Source organism: Pseudomonas sp., assembly GCF_030690725.1.
GTDB lineage: Bacteria > Pseudomonadota > Gammaproteobacteria > Pseudomonadales > Pseudomonadaceae > Aquipseudomonas.
Window position 1 is genome coordinate 1 of sequence record NZ_JAUYGD010000013.1, and the last position, 22,027, is coordinate 22,027.

General features: G+C 59.6%; 25 protein-coding genes. 3 read left to right on the plus strand and 22 right to left on the minus strand.

What is annotated here, in order from left to right; translation table 11 throughout:
• A partial coding sequence (locus Q8O69_RS02815; protein WP_305589383.1) for an electron transfer flavoprotein subunit beta/FixA family protein occupies nucleotides 1–673 on the minus strand: 673 nt, incomplete at its 3' end.
• 320 nt (nucleotides 674–993) lie between these two features.
• On the opposite strand from Q8O69_RS02815, the gene Q8O69_RS02820 reads away from it, so the two are divergent.
• Complete coding sequence (locus Q8O69_RS02820) at nucleotides 994–2,658, plus strand: electron transfer flavoprotein-ubiquinone oxidoreductase (protein WP_305589385.1); 1,665 nt, start codon at nucleotides 994–996, stop codon at nucleotides 2,656–2,658.
• A 209-nt stretch (nucleotides 2,659–2,867) separates the two neighbouring features.
• On the opposite strand, the gene Q8O69_RS02825 is transcribed toward Q8O69_RS02820, so the two are convergent.
• From Q8O69_RS02825 to Q8O69_RS02845, 5 genes are all read right to left on the minus strand, one after another.
• Nucleotides 2,868–3,437 (minus strand): DUF1285 domain-containing protein, encoded by a 570-nt coding sequence (locus tag Q8O69_RS02825; RefSeq protein WP_305589386.1) that lies wholly within the window; start codon nucleotides 3,435–3,437, stop codon nucleotides 2,868–2,870.
• 3 nt (nucleotides 3,438–3,440) lie between these two features.
• Complete coding sequence (locus Q8O69_RS02830; RefSeq protein ID WP_305589387.1) at nucleotides 3,441–4,043, minus strand: DUF4823 domain-containing protein; 603 nt, start codon at nucleotides 4,041–4,043, stop codon at nucleotides 3,441–3,443.
• A gap of 76 nt (nucleotides 4,044–4,119) precedes the next feature.
• Nucleotides 4,120–5,010 (minus strand): radical SAM protein, encoded by an 891-nt coding sequence (locus tag Q8O69_RS02835; protein ID WP_305589388.1) that lies wholly within the window; start codon nucleotides 5,008–5,010, stop codon nucleotides 4,120–4,122.
• 27 nt (nucleotides 5,011–5,037) lie between these two features.
• On the minus strand, nucleotides 5,038–6,006 hold the full coding sequence (locus Q8O69_RS02840; RefSeq protein ID WP_305589389.1) for a GTP 3',8-cyclase MoaA: 969 nt from the start codon (nucleotides 6,004–6,006) through the stop codon (nucleotides 5,038–5,040).
• 79 nt (nucleotides 6,007–6,085) lie between these two features.
• Nucleotides 6,086–6,724, minus strand: coding sequence for a TetR/AcrR family transcriptional regulator (locus Q8O69_RS02845; RefSeq protein ID WP_090247979.1), 639 nt, complete (start codon nucleotides 6,722–6,724; stop codon nucleotides 6,086–6,088).
• A gap of 76 nt (nucleotides 6,725–6,800) precedes the next feature.
• Here Q8O69_RS02845 and Q8O69_RS02850 point away from each other — a divergent pair, with 76 nt between their 5' ends.
• Nucleotides 6,801–7,934: an aminotransferase class V-fold PLP-dependent enzyme gene (locus tag Q8O69_RS02850; RefSeq protein ID WP_305589391.1), complete on the plus strand. Its 1,134-nt coding sequence runs from the start codon at nucleotides 6,801–6,803 to the stop codon at nucleotides 7,932–7,934.
• Between the two features lie 235 nt (nucleotides 7,935–8,169).
• Here the strand turns inward: Q8O69_RS02850 and Q8O69_RS02855 are convergent, their stop codons facing one another.
• From Q8O69_RS02855 to Q8O69_RS02915, 13 genes are all read right to left on the minus strand, one after another.
• Nucleotides 8,170–8,952: a TatD family hydrolase gene (locus tag Q8O69_RS02855; protein ID WP_305589393.1), complete on the minus strand. Its 783-nt coding sequence runs from the start codon at nucleotides 8,950–8,952 to the stop codon at nucleotides 8,170–8,172.
• A gap of 63 nt (nucleotides 8,953–9,015) precedes the next feature.
• Nucleotides 9,016–9,372, minus strand: coding sequence for a PilZ domain-containing protein (locus Q8O69_RS02860; protein ID WP_090238100.1), 357 nt, complete (start codon nucleotides 9,370–9,372; stop codon nucleotides 9,016–9,018).
• Nucleotides 9,373–9,408: 36 nt separating this feature from the next.
• Nucleotides 9,409–10,395: a DNA polymerase III subunit delta' gene (locus Q8O69_RS02865; protein WP_305589396.1), complete on the minus strand. Its 987-nt coding sequence runs from the start codon at nucleotides 10,393–10,395 to the stop codon at nucleotides 9,409–9,411.
• On the minus strand, nucleotides 10,388–11,020 hold the full coding sequence (gene tmk, locus Q8O69_RS02870; protein WP_305589398.1) for a dTMP kinase: 633 nt from the start codon (nucleotides 11,018–11,020) through the stop codon (nucleotides 10,388–10,390). Before tmk ends, Q8O69_RS02865 begins: the two co-directional genes overlap by 8 nt.
• Nucleotides 11,021–11,029: 9 nt before the next feature.
• Nucleotides 11,030–12,082 carry an endolytic transglycosylase MltG gene (gene mltG / locus Q8O69_RS02875; protein WP_305589400.1) on the minus strand — a complete coding sequence of 351 codons (1,053 nt, stop codon included), beginning with the start codon at nucleotides 12,080–12,082 and terminating at the stop codon, nucleotides 11,030–11,032.
• A gap of 3 nt (nucleotides 12,083–12,085) precedes the next feature.
• Nucleotides 12,086–12,901, minus strand: coding sequence for an aminodeoxychorismate lyase (pabC, locus tag Q8O69_RS02880; RefSeq protein WP_305589402.1), 816 nt, complete (start codon nucleotides 12,899–12,901; stop codon nucleotides 12,086–12,088).
• The gene (fabF, locus tag Q8O69_RS02885) at nucleotides 12,901–14,145 is read right to left on the minus strand and encodes a beta-ketoacyl-ACP synthase II (protein ID WP_305589404.1); all 1,245 of its coding nucleotides are present in this window, start codon (nucleotides 14,143–14,145) and stop codon (nucleotides 12,901–12,903) included. The genes pabC and fabF overlap by 1 nt, the downstream gene beginning before the upstream one ends.
• A gap of 107 nt (nucleotides 14,146–14,252) precedes the next feature.
• Nucleotides 14,253–14,486 (minus strand): acyl carrier protein, encoded by a 234-nt coding sequence (acpP, locus tag Q8O69_RS02890; RefSeq protein ID WP_058066290.1) that lies wholly within the window; start codon nucleotides 14,484–14,486, stop codon nucleotides 14,253–14,255.
• Nucleotides 14,487–14,682: 196 nt separating this feature from the next.
• The gene (gene fabG / locus Q8O69_RS02895; RefSeq protein ID WP_167141161.1) at nucleotides 14,683–15,426 is read right to left on the minus strand and encodes a 3-oxoacyl-ACP reductase FabG; all 744 of its coding nucleotides are present in this window, start codon (nucleotides 15,424–15,426) and stop codon (nucleotides 14,683–14,685) included.
• Between the two features lie 15 nt (nucleotides 15,427–15,441).
• The gene (fabD, locus tag Q8O69_RS02900; protein ID WP_275961422.1) at nucleotides 15,442–16,380 is read right to left on the minus strand and encodes an ACP S-malonyltransferase; all 939 of its coding nucleotides are present in this window, start codon (nucleotides 16,378–16,380) and stop codon (nucleotides 15,442–15,444) included.
• Nucleotides 16,381–16,484: 104 nt separating this feature from the next.
• Nucleotides 16,485–17,495: a phosphate acyltransferase PlsX gene (gene plsX, locus Q8O69_RS02905; protein WP_305589409.1), complete on the minus strand. Its 1,011-nt coding sequence runs from the start codon at nucleotides 17,493–17,495 to the stop codon at nucleotides 16,485–16,487.
• Nucleotides 17,496–17,498: 3 nt separating this feature from the next.
• A complete protein-coding gene (rpmF, locus tag Q8O69_RS02910; protein ID WP_002552688.1) occupies nucleotides 17,499–17,681 on the minus strand; it encodes a 50S ribosomal protein L32 in 183 nt (60 codons plus the stop codon).
• A gap of 13 nt (nucleotides 17,682–17,694) precedes the next feature.
• The gene (locus tag Q8O69_RS02915; protein WP_305589411.1) at nucleotides 17,695–18,222 is read right to left on the minus strand and encodes a YceD family protein; all 528 of its coding nucleotides are present in this window, start codon (nucleotides 18,220–18,222) and stop codon (nucleotides 17,695–17,697) included.
• A 120-nt stretch (nucleotides 18,223–18,342) separates the two neighbouring features.
• On the opposite strand from Q8O69_RS02915, the gene Q8O69_RS02920 reads away from it, so the two are divergent.
• Entirely contained in the window at nucleotides 18,343–18,921 is a 579-nt protein-coding gene (locus Q8O69_RS02920) for a nucleoside triphosphate pyrophosphatase (protein ID WP_305589413.1), read from the plus strand.
• A 50-nt stretch (nucleotides 18,922–18,971) separates the two neighbouring features.
• Here the strand turns inward: Q8O69_RS02920 and Q8O69_RS02925 are convergent, their stop codons facing one another.
• The 3 genes from Q8O69_RS02925 to rluC are packed head-to-tail and all read right to left on the minus strand — an operon-like array spanning nucleotide 18,972 to nucleotide 21,611.
• Nucleotides 18,972–19,949 (minus strand): S49 family peptidase, encoded by a 978-nt coding sequence (locus Q8O69_RS02925; RefSeq protein ID WP_305589415.1) that lies wholly within the window; start codon nucleotides 19,947–19,949, stop codon nucleotides 18,972–18,974.
• A gap of 11 nt (nucleotides 19,950–19,960) precedes the next feature.
• A complete protein-coding gene (locus Q8O69_RS02930; RefSeq protein WP_305589475.1) occupies nucleotides 19,961–20,650 on the minus strand; it encodes an HAD-IA family hydrolase in 690 nt (229 codons plus the stop codon).
• Between the two features lie 7 nt (nucleotides 20,651–20,657).
• Nucleotides 20,658–21,611, minus strand: a complete 954-nt coding sequence (rluC, locus tag Q8O69_RS02935; protein ID WP_305589417.1) for a 23S rRNA pseudouridine(955/2504/2580) synthase RluC — start codon at nucleotides 21,609–21,611, stop codon at nucleotides 20,658–20,660.
• Nucleotides 21,612–22,027: the final 416 nt, after the last annotated feature.

The window sequence follows — 22,027 nt, forward strand, 5'->3', positions numbered from 1 at the left end:
TAGCAGGCGCTTCGACTTTCAGGGTTTTCACGGTGGAAGCGGTGGAAACGCCCAGATCAGCCGGGGTAACAGTTTCCAGCGGCTTCTTCTTGGCTTTCATGATGTTCGGCAGCGACGCAAAGCGCGGCTCGTTCAGACGCAGGTCGGTGGTCACGATAGCCGGCAGGTTCAACGCAACGGTCTGCAGACCGCCGTCGATTTCGCGGGTTACGTTGACCTTGTCACCGGCAACTTCCACTTTGGAAGCGAAGGTGCCCTGGCCGAAACCAGTCAGCGCGCCCAACATTTGGCCAGTCTGGTTGTTGTCGCTGTCGATGGCCTGTTTGCCCATGATCACCAGCTGCGGCTGCTCTTTATCGACCACTGCTTTAAGCAGTTTGGCCACAGCCAGAGAGTTCAGCTCGTCGCTGGATTCAACTAGGATGGCGCGGTCAGCACCCAGCGCCAGCGCGGTACGCAGCTGCTCTTGAGCAGTGGCCGGGCCGATGGTTACGACAACGATCTCGCTCGCCACGCCTTTCTCTTTCAGGCGTACAGCTTCTTCCACGGCGATTTCGCAGAAAGGGTTCATCGACATCTTGACGTTGGCAAGATCAACGCCGCTGTTGTCCGCTTTGACGCGAACTTTGACGTTGTAGTCGACCACTCGTTTGACAGCTACAAGAACCTTCATGGATTCCTCGTTACTCTCCGGTGAATAAGAATGTCGCCAGAAGCGAACATGGCGGGAACTACAGACCGGCCGGAACCGGGAGTCGACCAATAACGGCAGACACAAAACCGCCCGTATCTTGACCGCACGACCTAGACTGGTCAATACAACGAACCGGCCAATCGTCAGCGATGTAGTAAGATTCTAACAGCCCTACAGAAAATTCAAACAAACGTTTGTATTGGCCCACCCGAAGGGTCTGGATATAATGCGCCAGCATCGCTCATGGAACGAGCTCGATCGCCAAATAAAATTAGAGAGCCCTGAGTAGGAGATTGCCTGTGGAACGCGAATTTATGGAATTCGACGTCGTCATCGTCGGCGCCGGCCCTGCTGGTTTGTCCGCCGCCTGCCGACTGAAGCAGAAAGCCGCCGAAGCCGGCAAAGAAATCAGCGTCTGCGTGGTCGAAAAAGGCTCCGAAGTCGGCGCGCACATTCTTTCCGGCGCGGTGTTCGAGCCGCGCGCATTGAATGAACTGTTCCCTGACTGGAAAGAGCTCGGCGCCCCGCTGAACACTCCGGTCAAGCGCGATGACATCTACGTGCTCAGCAATGCCGAGAAGGCCACCAAGGTTCCGGACTTCTTCGTACCCAAGACCATGCACAACCATGGCAACTACATCATTTCCCTGGGCAACCTGTGCCGCTGGCTGGCCCAGCAGGCGGAAAACCTCGGCGTAGAAATCTACCCAGGCTTCGCCGCTCAGGAAGCGCTGATCAACGAAGAAGGCGCGGTCTACGGCATTCTCACTGGCGATCTGGGTGTTGACCGCGAAGGCCACCCGAAAGAGGGCTACTACACCCCAGGCATGGAACTGCGCGCCAAGTACACCCTGTTCGCCGAAGGCTGCCGTGGCCATATCGGCAAGCAGCTGATCAAGAAATTTGACCTCGACTCCGAAGCCGATGCCCAGCATTACGGCATCGGTATCAAGGAAATCTGGGACATCGACCCAGCCAAGCACGAGCAAGGCCTGGTGGTTCATACCGCCGGCTGGCCACTGGATATCGTTGCCAGCGAAAACACCGGCGGCTCCTTCCTCTATCACCTGGAAAACAATCAGGTAGTAGTCGGCCTGATCGTCGACCTGTCGTACAGCAACCCGCACCTGTCGCCGTTCGATGAGTTCCAGCGCTACAAGCACCACCCGGTGATCGCCCAGTACCTGGAAGGCGGCAAACGCGTTGCTTACGGTGCCCGCGCCATCTGCAAAGGCGGCCTCAACTCGCTGCCGAAGATGGTCTTCAACGGCGGCGCCCTGATCGGTTGCGACCTCGGCACCCTGAACTTCGCCAAGATCAAGGGCAGCCACACCGCCATGAAGTCCGGCATGCTCGCTGCTGACGCCGTGGCTGACGCGCTGTTTGCAGGCAAGGAAGGCGGCGACCAGCTGACCGGCTACGTCGACGCATTCAAGGCCAGCTGGCTGTACGACGAGCTGTTCCGCAGCCGTAACTTCGGCCCCGCGCTGCACAAGTTCGGCCCGCTGGTTGGCGGCGGCTTCAACTGGCTCGACCAGAACATCTTCGGCGGCAAGATCCCCTTCACCCTGCACGACACCAAGCCGGATTACGCCTGCCTGAAGCCGGCAGCAGACGCGCAGAAGATCAGCTACCCGAAACCCGACGGCAAACTCAGCTTCGACAAGCTCAGCTCGGTATTCCTCTCCAACACCAACCATGAAGAGGAACAACCCTGCCACCTGAAGCTCACTGACCCGAGCATTCCGCTGAGCAAGAACCTGCCGATGTACGACGAACCGGCGCAGCGCTACTGCCCAGCCGGCGTTTACGAAATCGTCACCAAGGAAGATGGCGAGCAGAAGTTCCAGATCAACGCGCAGAACTGCGTGCACTGCAAAACCTGTGACATCAAGGACCCCGCCCAGAACATTAACTGGGTGGCCCCTGAAGGCACAGGCGGGCCTAACTACCCCAATATGTAAGAGCTGTCTCGTATCTGCTGCGCGTCGGCGATACAGCGTTAAAAATGGCCTCGGAATGCTCATTTACAACAGTAAACTCCGCTTCCTCGGCCATTTTTGCCTTGTCTCGCCCTAGCTCGCGAGATCCGAAACAAGCTCTTAAGACGCAAAAAGGCTCCCTCGGGAGCCTTTTTTATTGCGCTGAATACAACGGCTAGCGGGAGAGCCGATCAGTCCGGCTGCGGGCCGATGGGAAAAAACTCTCCACTGCTCCACACGCCGAGCCAGGTCTTGCCATCGATCTCGCGCGACACCGCCAGCTCGACCATCTGATAAAACACATTGCGGTGGATTAGCGCCTCAAGATTGGTCCGCACATGCACATAGGGCGCGGGCTCCTCGGTCAAGGCGTCCAGCTCGATTCGTAGCGGATGCTCGCTGCCAGCCACCACCTCGTCCTCGACATTGGTGACAAAGCGCAGCACCTGCGCCTCACCCCCACCGTCCACCTGCAGGCTGACCGCCACAAAGGGCGCGTCATCAACCTGGATGCCGACCATCTCCACCGGTGTCACCAGCACATATTTGTCGCCATCACGACGGATGATGGTGGAGAACAGTTTGACCATCGGCTTGCGCCCGATCGGCGTACCCAGGTAATACCAAGTGCCATCGCGGGCGATACGCATGTCGATATCACCGCAGAACGTCGGGTTCCACAGGTGCACCGGTGGCAACCCTTTGCCTTCGCCTTTGGGTATTTGCGCCAGCAGATCGCCGGCCTTGCCTGAATCAGTCATCAATCAATGCCCCAAGCCCAACAAACGCCGCGCGTAATCCTGCAGCGCCGGACCGATCAGGTCCTCAGGCTTGGCATCATAAAGCGTCAGGAAGCCTCCGCGGCTACGAATGCGCGTGGTATCGACCAAATAGCGGGTACTGGTCTCGATCAGCATCAACTGAATCACCCCGCGATCGGTGCCTAGGCGGTCCAGCGCCTCCTGATCCTCCCACTCCTCCACCGTGCCGATGCGGTCATCGGCATAGGCAAAGCGGCTGTACAGCAGATAATGCGCCCCGGCTTCACGGGCCGCAGCCAGGGACTCTTCCAAGCCAAGCGGCGATTGGGCGCGGCGCACCATAGGGAAGTATTCGATAAAGCCTTTGTAAGCTTCTTCGGCCACCACATTGGGCCGTGGGTGGGCACCGCCCGGCGGCACAAAATGGCCCTGGGCGATGTAGATAAAGGAGTCGGCCTGCAAGCGCCAGGGGCTGGCACGGCGCGTCTGGCTGTGATCGAGCACGCCGACATCACCCAATTGATAAATGGCCTCGTCAGCCAGATCACTGGCCTTCATGCAGCCGCTCAGCAGCAAAACGCCCAACATCAGCAACAGACTACGCATCACGCTTCTCCCGCAGCCGGTGACGGAAAACCGGCGGATAGGGCCTCAATGCAGATTTCACGCCAGTGCAGCGGCATCACAAGCCGCGCTGCCACTCCTGACGCAAGCCAGCCTGCTGCGGCTGCGCAATGGCCTGCCGCACCTGATCCAGCAAGCGCGCCTTATCTGCGCCCAGGTTGCCCTTAAGCACCAGGTAATTGGACGCATGATCACTGCGAAATACTGTATCGCGCAGCTCAAGGCCGCTCAGCAAACGTTCTACCTCGACAAACAACTGCTGCTGGTTGAGCGCCTGAAAATCGGCAAAGCCTTCGCGAAACCGCGCTTCGCCCTGGGGGAAACTGACCACCAGGGTCGAAAGAAACTCCGGCTGCGCCTCGTTCATCAAGCGCGCCGAGTTATCCGCATGCTGCTCGCTCAAAGTCACGCCACCGAGGCCGTTGAGAATCATCACCGAACGGCTGATCCCGGCCTGACCGAGCTTGTCCAACGCACTCAGGCTCGACTCGTAGGTTTCGCCCTTGTTAACCCGCGCCAGCACCTCGTCATCACCAGATTCGCAACCGACATAGGCCATGCGCAGCCCGGCGTCAGCCAACTCCTTGAGCTCCTCCACCGACTTCTTGCGCAGGTTGCGTGGCAGGCAGTAGCTAGACACCCGCTCGACTTCCGGCATGTGTTCACGAATCGCCTGCAGAATGGTTAGCAGACGCCGCGTCGGCAGCACCAGGGCGTCGCCATCGGCGAGAAACACGCGCTGCACGATCATTCGCTCACCGGTCAGGCGAATCTCTTCGAGCACCTGCGCCTCATCGCGGGCGCGGAATTTCTTCTGCTCCTGAGTGTACATTTCACAGAACGTGCACTTGTTCCAGGAGCAGCCATTGGTCACCGGCAAAATCAGCGAATGGGCTTCACTGGGCGGGCGGAACACCGGCTCGATATAGCTGATGGGGAAATCTTGCATGGTCTTCACTCAAGGCAGACGGCGGTCTTAGCCGCCAATAATCTTCATCACAGTTGCGCCGCCGGAGAACGCCATATCCTGTTTATCACCCAGCGCCTTGACCAGCAGGCCCTGCAGCGCAGGTAACGCCTGATGGCGCGGCTTGTCGAGCAGGTCGCCTATGTAGTGACGATTGCTCGAGGACAGGCAGCCATGCAGCCAGCCGGTCGAGGACAGGCGCAGGCGCGAACAGGTGCGGCAGAACGGCACGCTTTCATTGGCGATCACGCCGAAATGTCCAACGCCGGGGATGGCGTAGCGCAGCGCGGTAGCATCCAGCGCAGCGTGGGCCTGGACATAGTCGTAGCGGCTGCCGATCAGCTCCAGCAACTCAGGCATACCGACAAACTGACGCTGAAAGCCGTTGCCATCGCGGGCCAGATGGCCCATGCGCATCAGCTCGATAAAGCGCAGCTCGAAGCCATTGGCCAGGCAGTAGTCGAGCAGCGGCAGCACCTGATCAAGGTTCTGCCCGCGCAACGGCACCATATTGACCTTGATCTGCATCCCCGCCGCGCGCGCTTGCTGCAGGCCATCGAGCACTGTGGCCAGATCGCCGCCACGGGCAATGGCGCGGAACGCCGCAGCGTTGAGGGTATCCAGAGAAATATTCAAGCGGCGAATGCCGCATTCCAGCAACAGCGGCAGTTTGCGCGCCAGCAGCTGACCGTTGCTGGTCAGGCTGATATCGGCCAAGCCGAGCTGGCTGACGCCGCGCAGAAAGGCGTCGAGCTTGGGGCTGACCAGCGGCTCGCCACCAGTGATGCGCAACCGCTCGATGCCGGCGGCTTCGATCAGATAGGCCACACCACGCAGCATGCCCTCGGCCGACAGCTCGTCCTGCGCGGCTACCAACCGCTTGCCGTCAGGCACGCAGTAGGTGCAGGCATAGTTGCAGGCGGAGGTCAGGCTGATTCGCAGGTTGCGAAAACGTCTGCCCTGGCGATCAACGATCATGCGTGGCTCCAGCAAAGGTGAGCGCCGAGTATAGAGGCGCCGCCAACCCAGCAGAGTGCTTATCCACCCGCTGAATACCTCAGCTAGCCGGGGTGTCGCCCTCGCGTTTGCGCTTGTTGCCCATGCGCACGCCGATGTCCATCAAGAACTGGAAGAAACCTTCCTGATCTTCCAGCACATTGCTCCAGAACGGCGAGTGATACAGCGCCACAGCGCCGTGCACTAGCGCCCAGGCAGCGCAGTAATGGAAATATGGCGGCACGTCTTCCAGCTTGCCTTCGGCGATGCGGCCCTTGATCAGCTGGGTCAGTCGCTCGAAGTTGGAGGCGCGAATCTTGTGCAACTGCTCGACCATTTCCGGCACCTGATTGCCCTTGACCACCTTCTCTTCCAGGCGGTCAAACAGGCGGTAGCGCTGCGGATCGCGCATGCGGAACTCGAAGTAGGCGCGCGACAGCGCTTCCTTGTCACGGTCGACGTCGGCCGAGTGCAGCAACTCATTGAGATCACGCTCGTAGTCGAGCATCAGGCGCAGGTAAATTTCCGCCTTGGATTTGAAGTGTTTGTAGATGGTGCCTTTGCCAATACCAACCGTGTCGGCAATCATCTCCACAGTCACGCTGTCTTCACCCTGGTCGAGGAAGAGTTTCAGTGCTGTGTCGAGAATTTCCTGTTCGCGGCGGCGAAACTCACGGACCTTGCGGGGTTCTTTATGCATAAAAGGACTACGGGGTCAAAAAAACGAAGGCGCGTATTATGCCTAACTAACGGCAAATTGCACGGATCATCCGACCATGTACGCAGTTCATGACGAGTTTCCGCAACTTCCCGGTCTGCGTTATCTGAACCACGCAGCCGTTTCCCCCTGGCCACAACGGGCCGTCGATGCGGTCAGCCGCTTTGCCATCGAAAACGCACAAACCGGTGCGCGCGACTACCCAGCCTGGTTGCGGGTCGAGCGGCGCCTGCGCGAGCGCCTGCAGCGTTTGCTCAACGCGCCTTCCCATAGCGATATCGCCCTGGTGAAAAACACCTCTGAAGCCTTGTCATTCGTAGCCTTCGGCCTGGATTGGCGGCCAGGCGATCAAGTGGTGATCAGCGATGAAGAATTCCCCTCCAACCGGATTGTCTGGGAAGCGCTCGCCCCGCAGGGCGTCGAGGTCGTGCAGGTCAATCTGCATCAGGGCGATGCCGAAACAGCCCTGCTTGCCGCCTGCGGGCCGCGCACCCGGCTGATGGCGATCAGCGCCGTACAGTACGCCAGCGGCCTGCGCTTGGATCTGCCGCGCCTAGGCCAGGGCTGCCAGGCGCGCGGCGTGCTGCTGTGCATCGACGCGATCCAGCAGCTCGGTGCCCTGCCCTTCGATGTGCAGGCCAGCCAGTGTGCCTTTGCCATGGCCGATGGGCATAAATGGTTGCTCGGCCCGGAAGGGCTCGGGGTGTTCTACTGCCGCAGCGATCTGCGTGCACAACTCAAGTTGCATGAATACGGCTGGCATATGCTCGAGCATGCCGGCGACTACCAGCGCACCAGCTGGGAGCCCGCCCGCAGCGCCCGGCGTTTTGAATGCGGCAGCCCGAACATGCTCGGCGCGATGGCCCTGGAGGCCAGCCTGTCGCTGCTGGAAGAAGTGGGTATGACTGCGATCGAAAGCGCCCTGCAGGAGCGCATGCAGTGGCTGCTCGATGGGTTGGGGAAAATCCCTGGTGCGCACCTGCACAGCGCCGTGGAGCGTCAGCAGCGCGCCGGGATTCTGACCTTCAGCCTGGACGGCTGGGACAACTCGGCATTGTTCAATCAGCTGAAACAGCAGCAAGTGATCTGCGCGCAGCGCGGTGCAGGTATCCGCCTGTCGCCCCACTTCTACAGCGAACCCAGCGTTATTGAAGAGACGCTGGCGCTGCTGCGGCAGCTGGCGACTGCTTGAGGACTCAGCAGCGCACTCTGTATTCCAAATCCGTTTAAGAATGCCGGTAAACCGCCTGGACGTTCGCCAATCTTCACCAATACTGAGCAGTACTGGTGTGCGGCGTATCCCCCAAGCGCCCCGCCAGGCAAGGTACCGTGGACCGCGTACCTTGATTTACTCCTAATGGTCTTAACCCGGTCTCATCCCCCAGAGCCCGGGTTTTTTTTGTGTTCGACTTTTCAGGAAAGCTTGATCAAGCCACCCGAGCCAACGGGAATAGGCGTTTGAAATTGGCGCTGGTCTGTTCGGCCAATTGCTCGAAGCTCACACCACGCAGCACTGCCAGGTACTCGGCCACATCACGTACGTACTCCGGCAGGTTCGGCTTGCCACGATGCGGGATGGGCGCCAGGTAAGGCGAGTCGGTTTCCACCAGCAAGCGATCAGCTGGCACCTGGCGCGCCACTTCACGCAGCGCTTCGGCATTGCGGAAGGTGACTATGCCAGACAGCGAGATATAGAAGCCGATATCCAGCGCAGCCTTGGCCATTTCCCAGTCTTCGGTAAAGCAATGCAGCACCCCGGCCTGCGGCAACGCCGCTTCACGTAGCAGCGCCAGGGTGTCGGCACGCGCCTCGCGGGTATGCACGATCACCGGTTTGCCGGTAATCCGCGCCGCATCCAGGTGCAGACGGAAGGATGCCTGCTGCAGTTCCGCAGACTCCGGCTCGTAGTGATAATCCAGCCCGGTTTCGCCGATGGCCACTACCTGCGGATGGTTCAACTCGCCGAGCAGCCAGTCCAGCGCCGGCGCTGCACCGGGCTCAAGATCCAGCGGATGCACACCGACCGAGCAATCGACATCGGCATAACGCTCAGCCAGACCTTTGACCGCAGCGGCATTGTCAGCACTGACACCGATGCACAAAAAATGACCAACGCCGCGCGCGCGCGCAGCATCCAGCGCCGCGTCGAGCGAACCGCCATGGGCGGCCAGATCGAGGCGGTCAAGGTGACAGTGGGAATCAACCAGCATGGGGAACAATCACTTGAGAATCGGTGCCGCAGAGCGGGCACCGTCATACGGAGGAAAAACCACTTACATGGTGTGCGTCGGGCGATCCGAAGTCAGCGCACCGGCCAGGTAGGTTTCGATCTTGTTGCGCGCGGTGTTGTCGCCATCGTTGAACTGCACACCCACACCAGCGGCGCGGTTGCCCTGAGCGCCCTTGGGGGTGATCCAGACCACCTTGCCGGCGACTGGAATCTTTTCCGGCTCATCCATCAGGTTGAGCAGCATGAACACTTCATCGCCGAGCTTGTAGCTCTTGTTGGTTGGAATAAACAGGCCGCCGTTCTTGATAAAGGGCATGTAAGCGGCATAAAGCACGGATTTGTCCTTGATTGTCAGCGACAAAATTCCGTTACGCGGGCCCAAGTTAGGAGGCAGACTCATGCGGCATTCCTGATTTTATTCACTTAATGGCCGATTCTAGCCCGGTCCGGGCAAGCTTGCCCACTGCACCAGCAAGGCTTCGAGAAGCAAGACACGGTTAAGGTTAGCCTTGCCGAGGACTTTCTGACGCTGCGCCAGCAACCAATCCTGCATGTTCAGCACTTTCGGCTGCGGGGTTTTCTCTGCCAGGTACTGCACCACCTTGCGCATATCGGCTTGCCCGAGACCGCTTTCATCGCGGGTCAGTTGGTAGCGCAGCATCAGTTGCGACCACTGGCAGAACCAGTCGAACAACAGCTGCAGGGACACCGCATTCCAGCTTTCGGCCAGCTGGCTGGGCGCAATCTGCTGTTTGAGCAGCTTCTTCACCCCCTCAACCACCTGCGCACGCTGGGCGATAACGCCCTGCTCATGCATCTTCACCGCCGCCAACGGCGAGCCGGCGGCAAGAAACAGCAACTCGTTATGTTCTTCGGCGCTACAGCTAGGCAAGGCCTGCGCCAGCCATGCCAGGCTTATGGCCTCGCTTGGCAGCGGACAGGCCTGCTGCACGCAGCGGCTTTTCACCGTCGGCAACAGGCGACTGGGCTGGTGGCTGATCAACAGCAACACGGTATTGCCGGACGGCTCTTCCAGGCTTTTCAGCAGGGCGTTGGCGGCGTTGACGTTCATCGACTCGGTCGGCTCGACGAGTACCACCTTGCGCCCGGCCAGTTGCGCAGTCTGCACCACAAAACTGACCAGCTCACGCACCTGGTCGACCTTGATCGCCTTGTCGGCCTCTTCCGGCTCCAGAATGTAGTTATCCGGATGGGTACCGGCCGCCAGCAGATGGCAGGACTTGCACTGGCCACAGGCATCCAGGCCCGCGGGCTGCTGACACAACAGGCGCGCCATCAGCCGCTCAGCCAGCGCGCGCTTGCCGATGCCGGCGGGGCCGTGCAGCAGGTAAGCGTGAGCATGCTGGCTACGGCCAGCCAGTTGTTGCCAAAGCGAATCCTGCCAGGGGTAAGCGTCAGCCACGCTGCAGCTCCAGCAGTTGTGGCAGCAACTCATCCAGTGCGAGCTGAACCTGGCTCAGAGATTGCGAGGCATCAAGGATGCGGTAGCGCTGCGGCTGCTCAGCCGCGCGGCGCAGATAGGTCTGACGTACGGAGTCGAAGAACTGCCGGCCTTCCTGCTCGAAGCGATCCAGCCGACCTCGCGCCGCAGCGCGGGCCAGCCCCACTTCCACCGGCAGATCGAACACCAGGGTCAGATCCGGGCGTAACGCCCCCTGCACGAACTCTTCCAGTAAGGCGATACGCACCTCGGAGAGCCCCCGACCGCCGCCCTGGTAGGCATAGGTGGCATCAGTAAAGCGATCACAGAGCACCACAGCGCCGCGCGCCAAGGCCGGACGAATCACCTGCGCCAGGTGCTGGGCACGCGCGGCAAACACCAGCAGCAGCTCGGTGTCAGCCGCCATCGGCTCATCACTGGGCGCCAACAGCAGTTCGCGCACCCGCTCAGCCAGTGGCGTGCCACCCGGCTCACGGGTCAGCAGCACATCGATACCCTGCTCGCGCAAGCGCTCGGCCAGGTAGTCTCGGTTGGTGCTCTTGCCTGCGCCTTCCGGGCCTTCCAGGGTGATAAACAAACCGCTCACAGGCTGTCCTTACTGATTATTGGGCGCGACTGGGGCCGGGCTCGAACGATAGTCCGCGCGGCGCTTGAGCTGATACTCACGCACGGCGCGATTGTGCTGTTCCAGGGTGTTGGAAAATACGTGACTGCCATCGCCACGGGCGACGAAATACAGGCTGCTGCCGGCCACCGGATTGAGCGCCGCATGGATCGCCTCACGGCCGACCAGGGCGATGGGCGTCGGCGGCATGCCATCGATGGTGTAGGTGTTGTAGGGCGTCGGCTCGCGCAGGTCGTTGCGAGTGATGCGGCCGTTGTAGCGTTCGCCCATGCCGTAGATCACCGTTGGGTCAGTCTGCAAACGCATACCGATGCGCAGACGCCGCACAAATACCCCGGAAATCTCGCCACGCTCTTGCGGCACGCCAGTTTCCTTCTCAATCATCGAAGCCATGATCAGCGCGTCATAAGGCTCTTTGTAGGGCAGGTCCTTGGCGCGCTGCGCCCATTCTTCAGCCAGTACCTGCTCCAGTCGCGCATGGGCCTGCTTGAGCAAGTCAAGATCGCTCATGCCACGCACAAAACTGTAGGTATCGGGGAAGAAACGCCCTTCCGGGTTCAGGCCCGGCAGACCAAGCGCCTTCATCAGCTCGGCATCGCTCAGCTCACTCAGGGTCAGCTCAAGGCGTGTTTCACGCGCCAACGCCGCGCGCACCTGGCGGAAATTCCAGCCTTCAACCAGCGTCAGGTTGTATTGCAGGACTTCACCGCGTCGCCATTGGCCGAGCATATCCAACGCCGTGGCGCCGGGCATCAACCGATATTCGCCACTGTGCAGGGGTTGATTGCGCAGATTGAAGCGCCAGTAAAGGCGCAGCCAGAAGGCCTGATCGAGGATGCCATCGGCCTCAAGGCGATTGAGCACACCACCCGGCGTCGCGCCTGCCGGCACATCCACCAGGTACTCTTCAGTCAGGTTCAGCGGCTGATGCAGCGCCGTGTGTTGTTGCCAGGCGGCAAACGCCACCAGCAGGCCAGCCAACAACACACCGCCTTCCAGCAGCAGCAAAATTTTGCGTATCACGAATCAGCAGTCCAGTAGATCGCGGGCAATGGCCTGCAGTTTACGGGTGAGCGGGCCGACCGGCCAGTCGTGTGCAAGCAAAGCGCGAACTGGCCACACGCCGTAGACGCTGTTGCACAGCATGACTTCGTCCGCCGCCAGCAACTCGGCGTAGCTGATATCGCGCACCTGACACTCAATCCCAAGCGCGGCCGCCTTAGCCAGCAACTCAGCGCGCATCACACCAGCCACCCCACAACGCGACAGGTCAGCGGTAATCAGCACGCCGCCACTGACCAACAACAGGTTGCTGTAAACGGCCTCGATCACCCGACCGCTGGCATCCAGCATCAGGCCCTCAGCATGTTCGGCGTCCTGCCACTCGCTACGCGCCAGCACCTGTTCCAGTCGATTGAGATGCTTCAGGCCCGCCAGCAGCGGCTGCTCGGCCAAACGCGTAGCGCAGGCAAACAGGCGTACACCCTGCTCGGCATAGGCTGCGGGATAAATCGGTTTAACAGCCGCCTGTAGTATCACGCGAGGCTGAGCGGCCTGGGGCGGCGCATAACCACGCTGCCCGTCACCCCGGGTAAGGATGAGTTTGGCCACCCCGCCACCCAGCTGCTGACTAAAGGCCAGCAACTGGGCACGCACGACAGCTAGATCGAAAGGAATTTTCAGCCGCACACAGCCTTCGGCCAACCGGGTCAGATGGCGTTCCAGCAGAACCGGCTGCCCGGCGTTTACGGCAATGGTCTCAAACAGCCCATCGCCGTAGGCCAGGCCGCGATCCTTGATGGACAGCAGCTCGGCCGGCTGGCCATCGACCCAGCTCAGCATCAACCGGCGAACCGGCGGAATACCAGCGAGCCGTTGGTGCCACCAAAGCCAAAGGAGTTGGACAGCACTACGTCCAGCGCCATGGCCTTGGCCTGGTGCGCAACGAAGTCCAGATCACAGCCTTCGTCCGGGTTATCCAGGTTGATGGTGGGCGGCGCCACCTGATCACGCAGCGCGAGGATGCTGAAGATCGCCTCCACCGCACCGGCAGCGCCGAGCAAGTGGCCGGTCATGGATTTGGTCGAGCTGACCGCTAGCTTGTAGGCGTGCTCGCCAAACACCGACTTCACCGCCGCCACTTCGGCTTTGTCACCCGCCGAGGTCGAGGTGCCATGAGCGTTGATGTACTGCACCTGATCAGGATTCACGCCAGCATCACGCAGGGCATTGGTCATGCAACGCGCTGCGCCTGCGCCATCTTCCGGTGGCGAGGTCATGTGGTAAGCATCGCCACTCATGCCAAAGCCGATCAGCTCTGCATGGATAGTCGCGCCACGCGCCTTGGCGTGCTCCAACTCTTCCAGCACCAGCGCGCCAGCGCCGTCGGATAACACAAAACCGTCACGGTCTTTGTCCCACGGACGGCTGGCCTTAGCCGGTTCGTCATTGCGGGTCGACAGCGCACGAGCAGCACCAAAGCCACCCATACCCAGTCCGCAAGCGGCCATCTCGGCGCCGCCGGCAACCATCACATCGGCCTCGCCGTACATGATGTTGCGCGCAGCCATGCCGATGCAGTGCGTACCGGTGGTACAGGCCGTGGCAATGGCGTAGTTAGGCCCCTGCAGCCCCAGATGGATCGACAGGAAGCCAGAAATCATATTGATGATCGAGCCAGGCACGAAGAACGGCGAAATGCGCCGCGGCCCTTGCTCATGCAACGACTTGCAGTTGTTCTCGATATTGGTCAGGCCGCCGATACCGGAGCCCATGGCCACACCAATGCGCTCACGGTTGGCATCGGTGACTTCCAGACCGGAATTGCGTACTGCCTGAAAACTGGCAGCGAGGCCGTACTGGATAAACAGATCGAGCTTGCGCGCCTCTTTGGCGGACAAGTATTCCTCAACGTTAAAGCCCTTTACCGCACCACCAAAACGTGTGGAAAAAGCGGAAAGATCCATATGCTCAAGCAGGCCAATGCCACTGCGGCCAGCCAAAATGCCCTGCCAGCTACTCGGCACATCGTTACCCAATGGCGACAGCATGCCCATACCGGTAACCACGACGCGTCTACGCGACACAGCAATCTCCTTTTCTAGTTATCAACGCCTGGAAAGCGCTTAAAGAAAAGCCGCACGCCTGATGAAGGGAGTGCGGCTTTTCCGAGTCGGGATCCGACGATTACGTTTTACGCGTGAGCGGTAACGTAGTCGATTGCTTCCTGAACGGTGGTGATCTTCTCGGCTTGTTCGTCCGGGATCTCGGTCTCGAATTCTTCCTCGAGAGCCATCACCAGCTCAACGGTGTCAAGAGAGTCGGCACCCAGGTCTTCAACGAAGGAAGCGCTGTTGGTTACTTCCTCTTCTTTGACGCCCAGTTGCTCGGCAACGATTTTCTTGACGCGTTCTTCGATGGTGCTCATACGTTGTTCTCACTCCTAATGGGACAAATCTTGGCCACTGTGCTGCGGCCAAGTGTATAGAAAGGGTTTTTAGCATTTCAAGCTGAATGCCGGGGTGCCCCACAAACACTTCAACGACCTGCCTACAAACCTGTTGCAGCTTTATAACGGATTTTAGACAGCATCTATGACAGTTTTCTGAAGCCATCCGTCACATTCAGCTCATGTACATCCCGCCGTTCACAGGGATAGTAGCGCCTGTAACGTAAGCCGCGCCATCAGAAGCGAGGAAAGCGACCACTTTTGCGATCTCTTCGGCCTGCCCCAAACGGCCCAACGGAATCTGTGTCAGCAGCGCATCACGCTGCGCTTCCGGCAATTCGCGGGTCATATCGGTGTCGATAAAGCCCGGTGCCACGGCGTTCACGGTAATCGCCCGGGAACCCACTTCACGCGCCAGCGCACGGCCAAAACCTTCAAGACCGGCCTTAGCAGCCGCGTAGTTGACCTGGCCACCGTTGCCCATGGCGCCCACCACTGAACCGATGTTGATGATGCGCCCGTAGCGCGCCTTGGTCATACCGCGCAGTACGGCCTTAGTCAGCCGGTACAGGCTGCTCAAGTTGGTATTGATGACATCAAACCACTCGTCATCTTTCATGCGCAGCATCAGGTTATCGCGGGTGATGCCGGCGTTATTGACCAGAATCAACGGCTGACCAAGATGTTGCTGGATATGTTCGAGGGTGCTGGCGACCGATTCGCTGTCGCTAACATCGAGGACCAGACCGGCCCCTTCAATGCCATTGGCTTTCAGGGTTTCCGCAATACGTTCAGCCCCCGAAGCGGTGGTAGCGGTACCGATAACCACGGCGCCCTGACGCCCCAACTCCAGGGCAATCGCCTGGCCAATGCCACGGCTCGCGCCGGTGACCAATGCAACTTTACCTTGCAGGCTCATAACGTTTCTCCTTAATCAGACCAGGGCCGCGTTCGCAGCAGCGAAAGCGTCCGGGGTGTCCAGGTTATGGGTATTGATGCCTTTGACGCAGCGCTTGTTCAAACCAGACAACACCTTGCCCGGACCGCACTCGACCAGATCAGTCACGCCTTGCGCAGACAGGCAGACAATCGACTCAACCCAACGCACCGGGCTGTAAAGCTGAGCCAGCAGATCACGCTTGAGCCCTTCCAGATCAGTCACCGCCGCAGCACTGACGTTCTGTACCAGGGCAATTTGCGGGGCCTGCCAGTCAATTGCCGCTACGGCTTCGGCAAAGCGCTCAGCCGCAGGGCGCATCAGCGCGCAATGCGACGGCACGCTAACCGGCAGCGGCATCGCACGCTTGGCGCCACGCGCCTTGCACGCCTCAATGGCGCGCTCGACGGCAGCAGCGCCGCCTGCGATCACCACCTGGCCCGGTGCATTGAAATTTACCGCACTGACCACTTCACCCTGCGCAGCTTCGGCGCAAGCAGCCAGTACATCAGCATCTTCCAGGCCGAGAATCGCCGCCATGCCGCCCTGCCCGGCTGGAACCGCCTGTTGCATCAGCTGACCGCGATGCTCCACCAGCTTGACCGCAGCTGCCAGCGACAAGCTGCCCGCCGCTACCAACGCCGAGTATTCACCCAGGCTGTGGCCAGCAACAAAAGCCGGCCGCGCAGCGCTCTCGGCAAGCCAGGCGCGCCACAACGCAACAGAGGCAGTGAGAATCGCCGGCTGGGTTTTGTCAGTTTGGTTGAGTTGCTCTTCAGGACCTTGCTGGGTCAGCGCCCAGAGGTCATAACCAAGGGCTTCGGAAGCCTCGGCGAAGGTTTCGAGAATCAGCGGTCGTTGTGCACCATGCTCGGCGAGCATGCTCAGCGACTGGGAACCCTGACCCGGAAAGACGAATGCGAGAGATGCAGACATGGAAACCTGTTCCTAATGATCGTGATCGTCGGTAATACGCGCTCAGCCTAGCCAAGCGCAATAAACTGACAGTTGGATGACAGGCTGTTCGCTGCGGTCACATTCTAAAGCAGGTGTTCACCCAGGCGACCATGCAAACGCTGCGGCAGATTTTCTTCAATCTCCCGCAATGCTCGGCGAATAGCGCTTTTAAAGCCATCAGGCCCGGCCGCACCATGGCTTTTCACCACAATGCCCTGCAGCCCGACAAAACTCGCACCATTGTGCTGTGCCGGGGCCAACTCACCCTGCAAACGCCGCAACAGCGGTAACGCCAAAGCCCCCACCAGACGCGCAGCCAGGCTGGATTTGAACAGCGCCTCAATCCGCCCGGCAATCATTGCCGCCAGGCCTTCGCTGGACTTGAGCAGGATATTGCCGACAAACCCGTCGCACACCACCACATCGGCCTCACCGCGATACAACCCATCACCCTCGACAAAGCCGATGTAGTTCAAGCCTTCCGCCTGCTGCAGCAGACTGGCTGCCAACTTGACCTGCTGGTTGCCCTTGATGTCTTCAGTACCCACGTTCAGCAGTGCCACGCGCGGACGCACCGTACCCAACGCTTCAGCGGTAACCGAGCCCATCACGGCAAACTGGTAGAGGTGCTCGGCACTGCAATCGACATTGGCGCCCAGATCGAGCAGATGACAAAAACCCGCCTGCGTCGGAATAGCCGTGACCATGGCCGGACGATCAATGCCAGGCAGAGTTTTCAGTACGTAGCGCGACAGCGCCATCAGCGCGCCGGTATTACCAGCACTGACGCAGGCCTGCGCCGCACCACTGCGCAGCAATTCAAGACTGATACGCATCGAAGAGTCTGGCTTGCCACGCAGCGCCTGCGCTGGCCGCTCGTCCATGGCGATAATTTCACCGGCATGCTCAACGCGCAGACGCGCACGATCAACACCGGGATAGCGAGCAATCAGGGATTCAAGCAGAGAGGATTGGCCGACGAGGACCAGGTGCAACGAAGGGTATTCAGCCAGGCAAGAGATGCAGGCTGGAACAATGCAGTGGGGACCGAAGTCCCCACCCATTGCATCAATCGCGATGATCGGAGCGGACAAGATTTACTCGTCAGCGCCCTTGTCGATCACTTTACGACCACGGTAAACGCCTTCTGGCGATACGTGGTGACGCAGGTGGATTTCACCGGTGGTTTTCTCGACCGACAGAGTGCTGGCCTCGAGGGCATCGTGCGAACGACGCATGTCACGGGCGGAACGGGATTTTTTGTTCTGCTGAACAGCCATAACTAATTAACTCCTAAACGTTTGGGTCACGCTTTAACTGCGCCAATACACTGAACGGGTTGGACCGCGTTACCTCGTCCTCGCTCGACTCGGGCTCTTCGAGGCCGGTCGGCTGCTGGCAATCTTTAGGGTCATGAGCCGGGACAATGGGCAAGGCAAGCAGAAGCTCCTCCTCAACCAGCGCCAGCAGATCCAATGGGTCTTCACCCAACTCAATCACGTCATAGCCTTGCGGCACTGACTGGGTATTCGCACCCTCTTTCACCACAGCGTAATCACACGCGCTATGGATCGGCAAAGTGACCAGCTCCAGACAACGCTGGCAAACCATCTTGACTTCAACCTCAAGCTCGCTGTGAAAAACTACAGCATTGCGCTCGTCGCGCTCGAAGAAGAACTTCGTACGCACCATGCCTTGGTTATCGGCAAGCGGGCCGCAGAGTCGCTTCAAATCGGACAGTTGCAGCTCACCTTCGAGGGTGGCACTGCGATCAGCTAATTTGCGCGGATCAACGTGAGGTGGAATCGGGCCATTTGACATAGGCGGCGCATTTTAGGGATGCAACCCGCCGCTGTCAAAGGAAATTCGGCCTGTCCAGCATATGGGGCGACAGCTAGAATCGCCCACCCTCTGCAAACTCCTATATAGAAGGAAATCGCCGTGCTGCCTCTGGTGCTCGCCTCCAGCTCACCCTACCGCCGCGAACTGCTCACCCGCCTGCGCCTGCCCTTTACCTGGAGCGCCCCGCACATCGATGAAACACGGCGCCCCGATGAGGACGCAGACACCTTGGTGCGCCGCCTGTCATTGGAAAAAGCCCAGGCACTCAGCACAGCCCACTCCCAGCACCTGATCATCGGCTCGGACCAGGTCGCGGTACTCGGCACGCAGATCCTCGGCAAACCACACACCCTGGAGCGCGCCCGCGAGCAATTACTGGCCGCCAGCGGCAATAGCGTGACCTTCCTGACTGGCCTCACCCTACTTAACAGCGCCACCGGCCAGCAGCAAACCGACTGCATACCCTTCACCGTGCATTTTCGCGCCCTCAACGAAGCACAGATCATGCGCTACCTGACCGCCGAACAACCCTTCGACTGCGCCGGCAGCTTCAAGGCCGAAGGCCTGGGCATCAGTCTGTTTCGCAGCACCGAAGGCAGTGACAGCAACAGCCTGATCGGCCTACCACTGATTCGCCTAGTAGACATGCTACTGGCCAGCGGTATCGATATCCCCTAAAAGCAACAAGCCCGATCAATGACCGGGCTCGCCTTCAGCAGACTCAAGCGTTAGCGCAGCGCCGGCCCCTGAAAACCCACCCACAGGGCAATACGCTCAGCCATGCTGGCGCCCAGGGTTTTCGCGAAACGATCAAATGGCGACTCCTTCACGGTGAAGTCAACAATGTTTTTCTCACCAACCACTTCCCGCGCCACATAGCTGGTATTGCCCAGCGCATCGATCAAACCCAACTGCAAGGCCTGCTCGCCCGACCAGACCAGACCCGAGAACAGCTCTGGGTGCTCGGCATCCTTCAAGCGCTCACCACGACCCTGCTTGACGCTGGCAATAAACTGGCGATGAGTGGTTTCCAGCACACCCTGCCAGAACTTGGTTTCTTGAGCCTTTTGTGGCTGGAACGGGTCGAGAAATGCCTTGTGCTCACCGGAGGTATACACGCGGCGATCCACACCCAGCTTCTCCATCACCCCAACAAAGCCAAAGGTGGCCGCCGTTACACCAATGGAGCCGACCAGGCTGGCCTTGTCGGCATAGATCTCATCAGCCGCACTGGCGATGTAATAAGCACCCGAAGCCCCCAGATCAGTGATCACCGCATACAGCTTGATCGCTGGATATTCGGTGCGCAGACGCCGAATTTCGTCATAGATGTAGCCCGACTGCACCGGACTGCCGCCCGGGCTATTGATGCGCAGAATCACACCCTTGGTATTGGTATCCTCAAACGCCGCACGCAGACTGCTGACGATATTGTCGGCACTGGCCGACTCCTGATCGGCAATCATCCCGCGCACTTCGATCACTGCAGTATGACTACCGGTGGTCGCGCCCTTTTTCATCGCCAACATGGGCGAGAACAACGCCAGCGCGCCGAAGATATAAATGAAGGTCAGCAGCTTGAAGAAAATCCCCCAGCGACGCGCGCGCCGCTGCTCCTGCACACCGGCCAGCAGGGTTTTCTCCAGCAGCTGCCAGCTTTTTCCGTCACCATCAGCCGCTGCCGACGCTTTCCATTCATCTGCCATGCAAAACCACCTCAAACTGACTGATTAGACGCACGCCGACCCAGCCAGGCGCGCAACTCGGTAAAACATTCTATTGCCAGTGTTGGCTGACACGCACGCAGCGCCTGCAACGGCTGCGCGCCATAACCCACCGCCACACAATCCATGCCAACGCGTTGTGCCATCAACAGATCGAAGGACGAGTCGCCGACCATCAGCGCCTGACTGGCTGCAACACCGCTTTGCGCAAGAATCTCATGCAGCATCAGCGGGTCCGGCTTGCTCGCCGTTTCATCGGCGCAACGGCTGTAGTCGAAATAATCCAGCCAGCCGCGATCCGCCAGCACCCGCTGCAAACCATACCGACCCTTACCTGTCGCCACCGCCAGACGATAGCCTTCGGCACGAAACGCCTCCAAGCCCTCAGCCACACCATGGAACAACGCCGACGGCTCGGACTCCAGAGCCAGGTAGTTTTCGCTGTAGCTTTGCCGTAAACGCTGCGCGCGAAGCGCATCATGCATATCCGGATACAGGCAACGAATCGCCTCAGGCAAACCCAAACCGATAATGCCGCGCACCTGATCATCGGTGCAGCGCGGCAACTCACAGGCATCGGCAGCCAGGTGCATCGCCGCAACGATCCGACCGATGGAATCAACCAAGGTGCCGTCCCAATCGAAGATCAGTAGCTGGTAGCGACGCTCCTGACAATCACGCATCTGAGAATCAGGCACCGAGACGCACCATAGTCCGCGCCCACATTTCATCGACCGGCGCTTCAAGTTTGAGCTGACCACCTTCAGGCAGCGGCACAACCAACTCATAGGCATGCAGAAACAGGCGCTTGCCGCCCAGATCGCGAATTTCCTTGGTGAAATCGTCATCACCGTACTTGCTGTCACCAGCAATGCAGTGCCCGGCATGCTGCGCATGCACACGAATCTGATGGGTACGCCCGGTAACCGGCTTGGCCTCGACCAGCGTGGCGAACTCACCAAAGCGGCGCAGCACACGGAAGATGGTCAAAGCCTCCTTACCTTCCGGATTGACCTCAACCATGCGCTCACCGGAACGCAGATTGCTCTTAAGCAGCGGCGCATTGACCTGTTTCTTGGCCGTCGCCCAGTGGCCGCGCACCAGCGCCATATAGCGCTTGTCCACACCATCGCCACGCAAGGCTTCGTGCAGGTGACGCAACATGCTGCGCTTCTTGGCAATCATCAACAGGCCCGAAGTATCACGATCGAGACGGTGCACCAGCTCCAGATCCTTAGCATCCGGACGCAGCTGACGAAAGGCTTCGATAACCCCGTAATTCAGGCCACTACCGCCATGCACGGCAATACCAGCCGGCTTGTTCAGCACGATCAGCGCCTTGTCTTCATAGACAATTGCAGCCTCAAGGCGCTGCAAAAGCCCCTGAGCCAGCGGCTCGGGCTCATCGCGCTCAGCCAAACGCAGCGGCGGTACGCGAATGATGTCACCGGCCTGCAACTTGTACTCGGGCTTGATCCGACCTTTATTCACGCGCACTTCGCCTTTACGCAAAATCCGGTAAATCAAAGTCTTGGGCACGCCTTTGAGCTGGGTGCGGAGAAAGTTATCAATGCGTTGGCCGGCAAGTTCCGGCGCAACCTCGAGCAGCTGGACGCCGGAGGTTGGAGGGGAAGGATTTGTCATCGCGCAATCATAACAATTTTTTATGGAATTGAAGCACTTAATCATTGCTGCTATAGTCGGGAACGCCGCCAAAAGCGGCCTGGTTTGCGGATGATCGCCAAAACTGCCATCCCCAACCAACGCAACCCATTCGGGACGTGAGGCCGTCCGACGGGTTATTCAACGAAAGAAAAGCCTCCAAGGCTGTGAATAACTCGGAAATAAAGCCTTTAAGCCATGATGCGCAGCCTGCCCCTTTGGACGGTTGCGGTAATAGTTAACCCGCTGCGGATTTTCGCGAGCGGCACCCGAGTTTCAGCGATACGTGTAGGGTGGAGATGTACAACTGTTGGTCCGCGTAGCAGCTCGCTTTACCAAGACGCCTCATCTCGTCCGCTACCAACAGCTGATTCCTCCTCCTGACTTAGTGCTTTCTG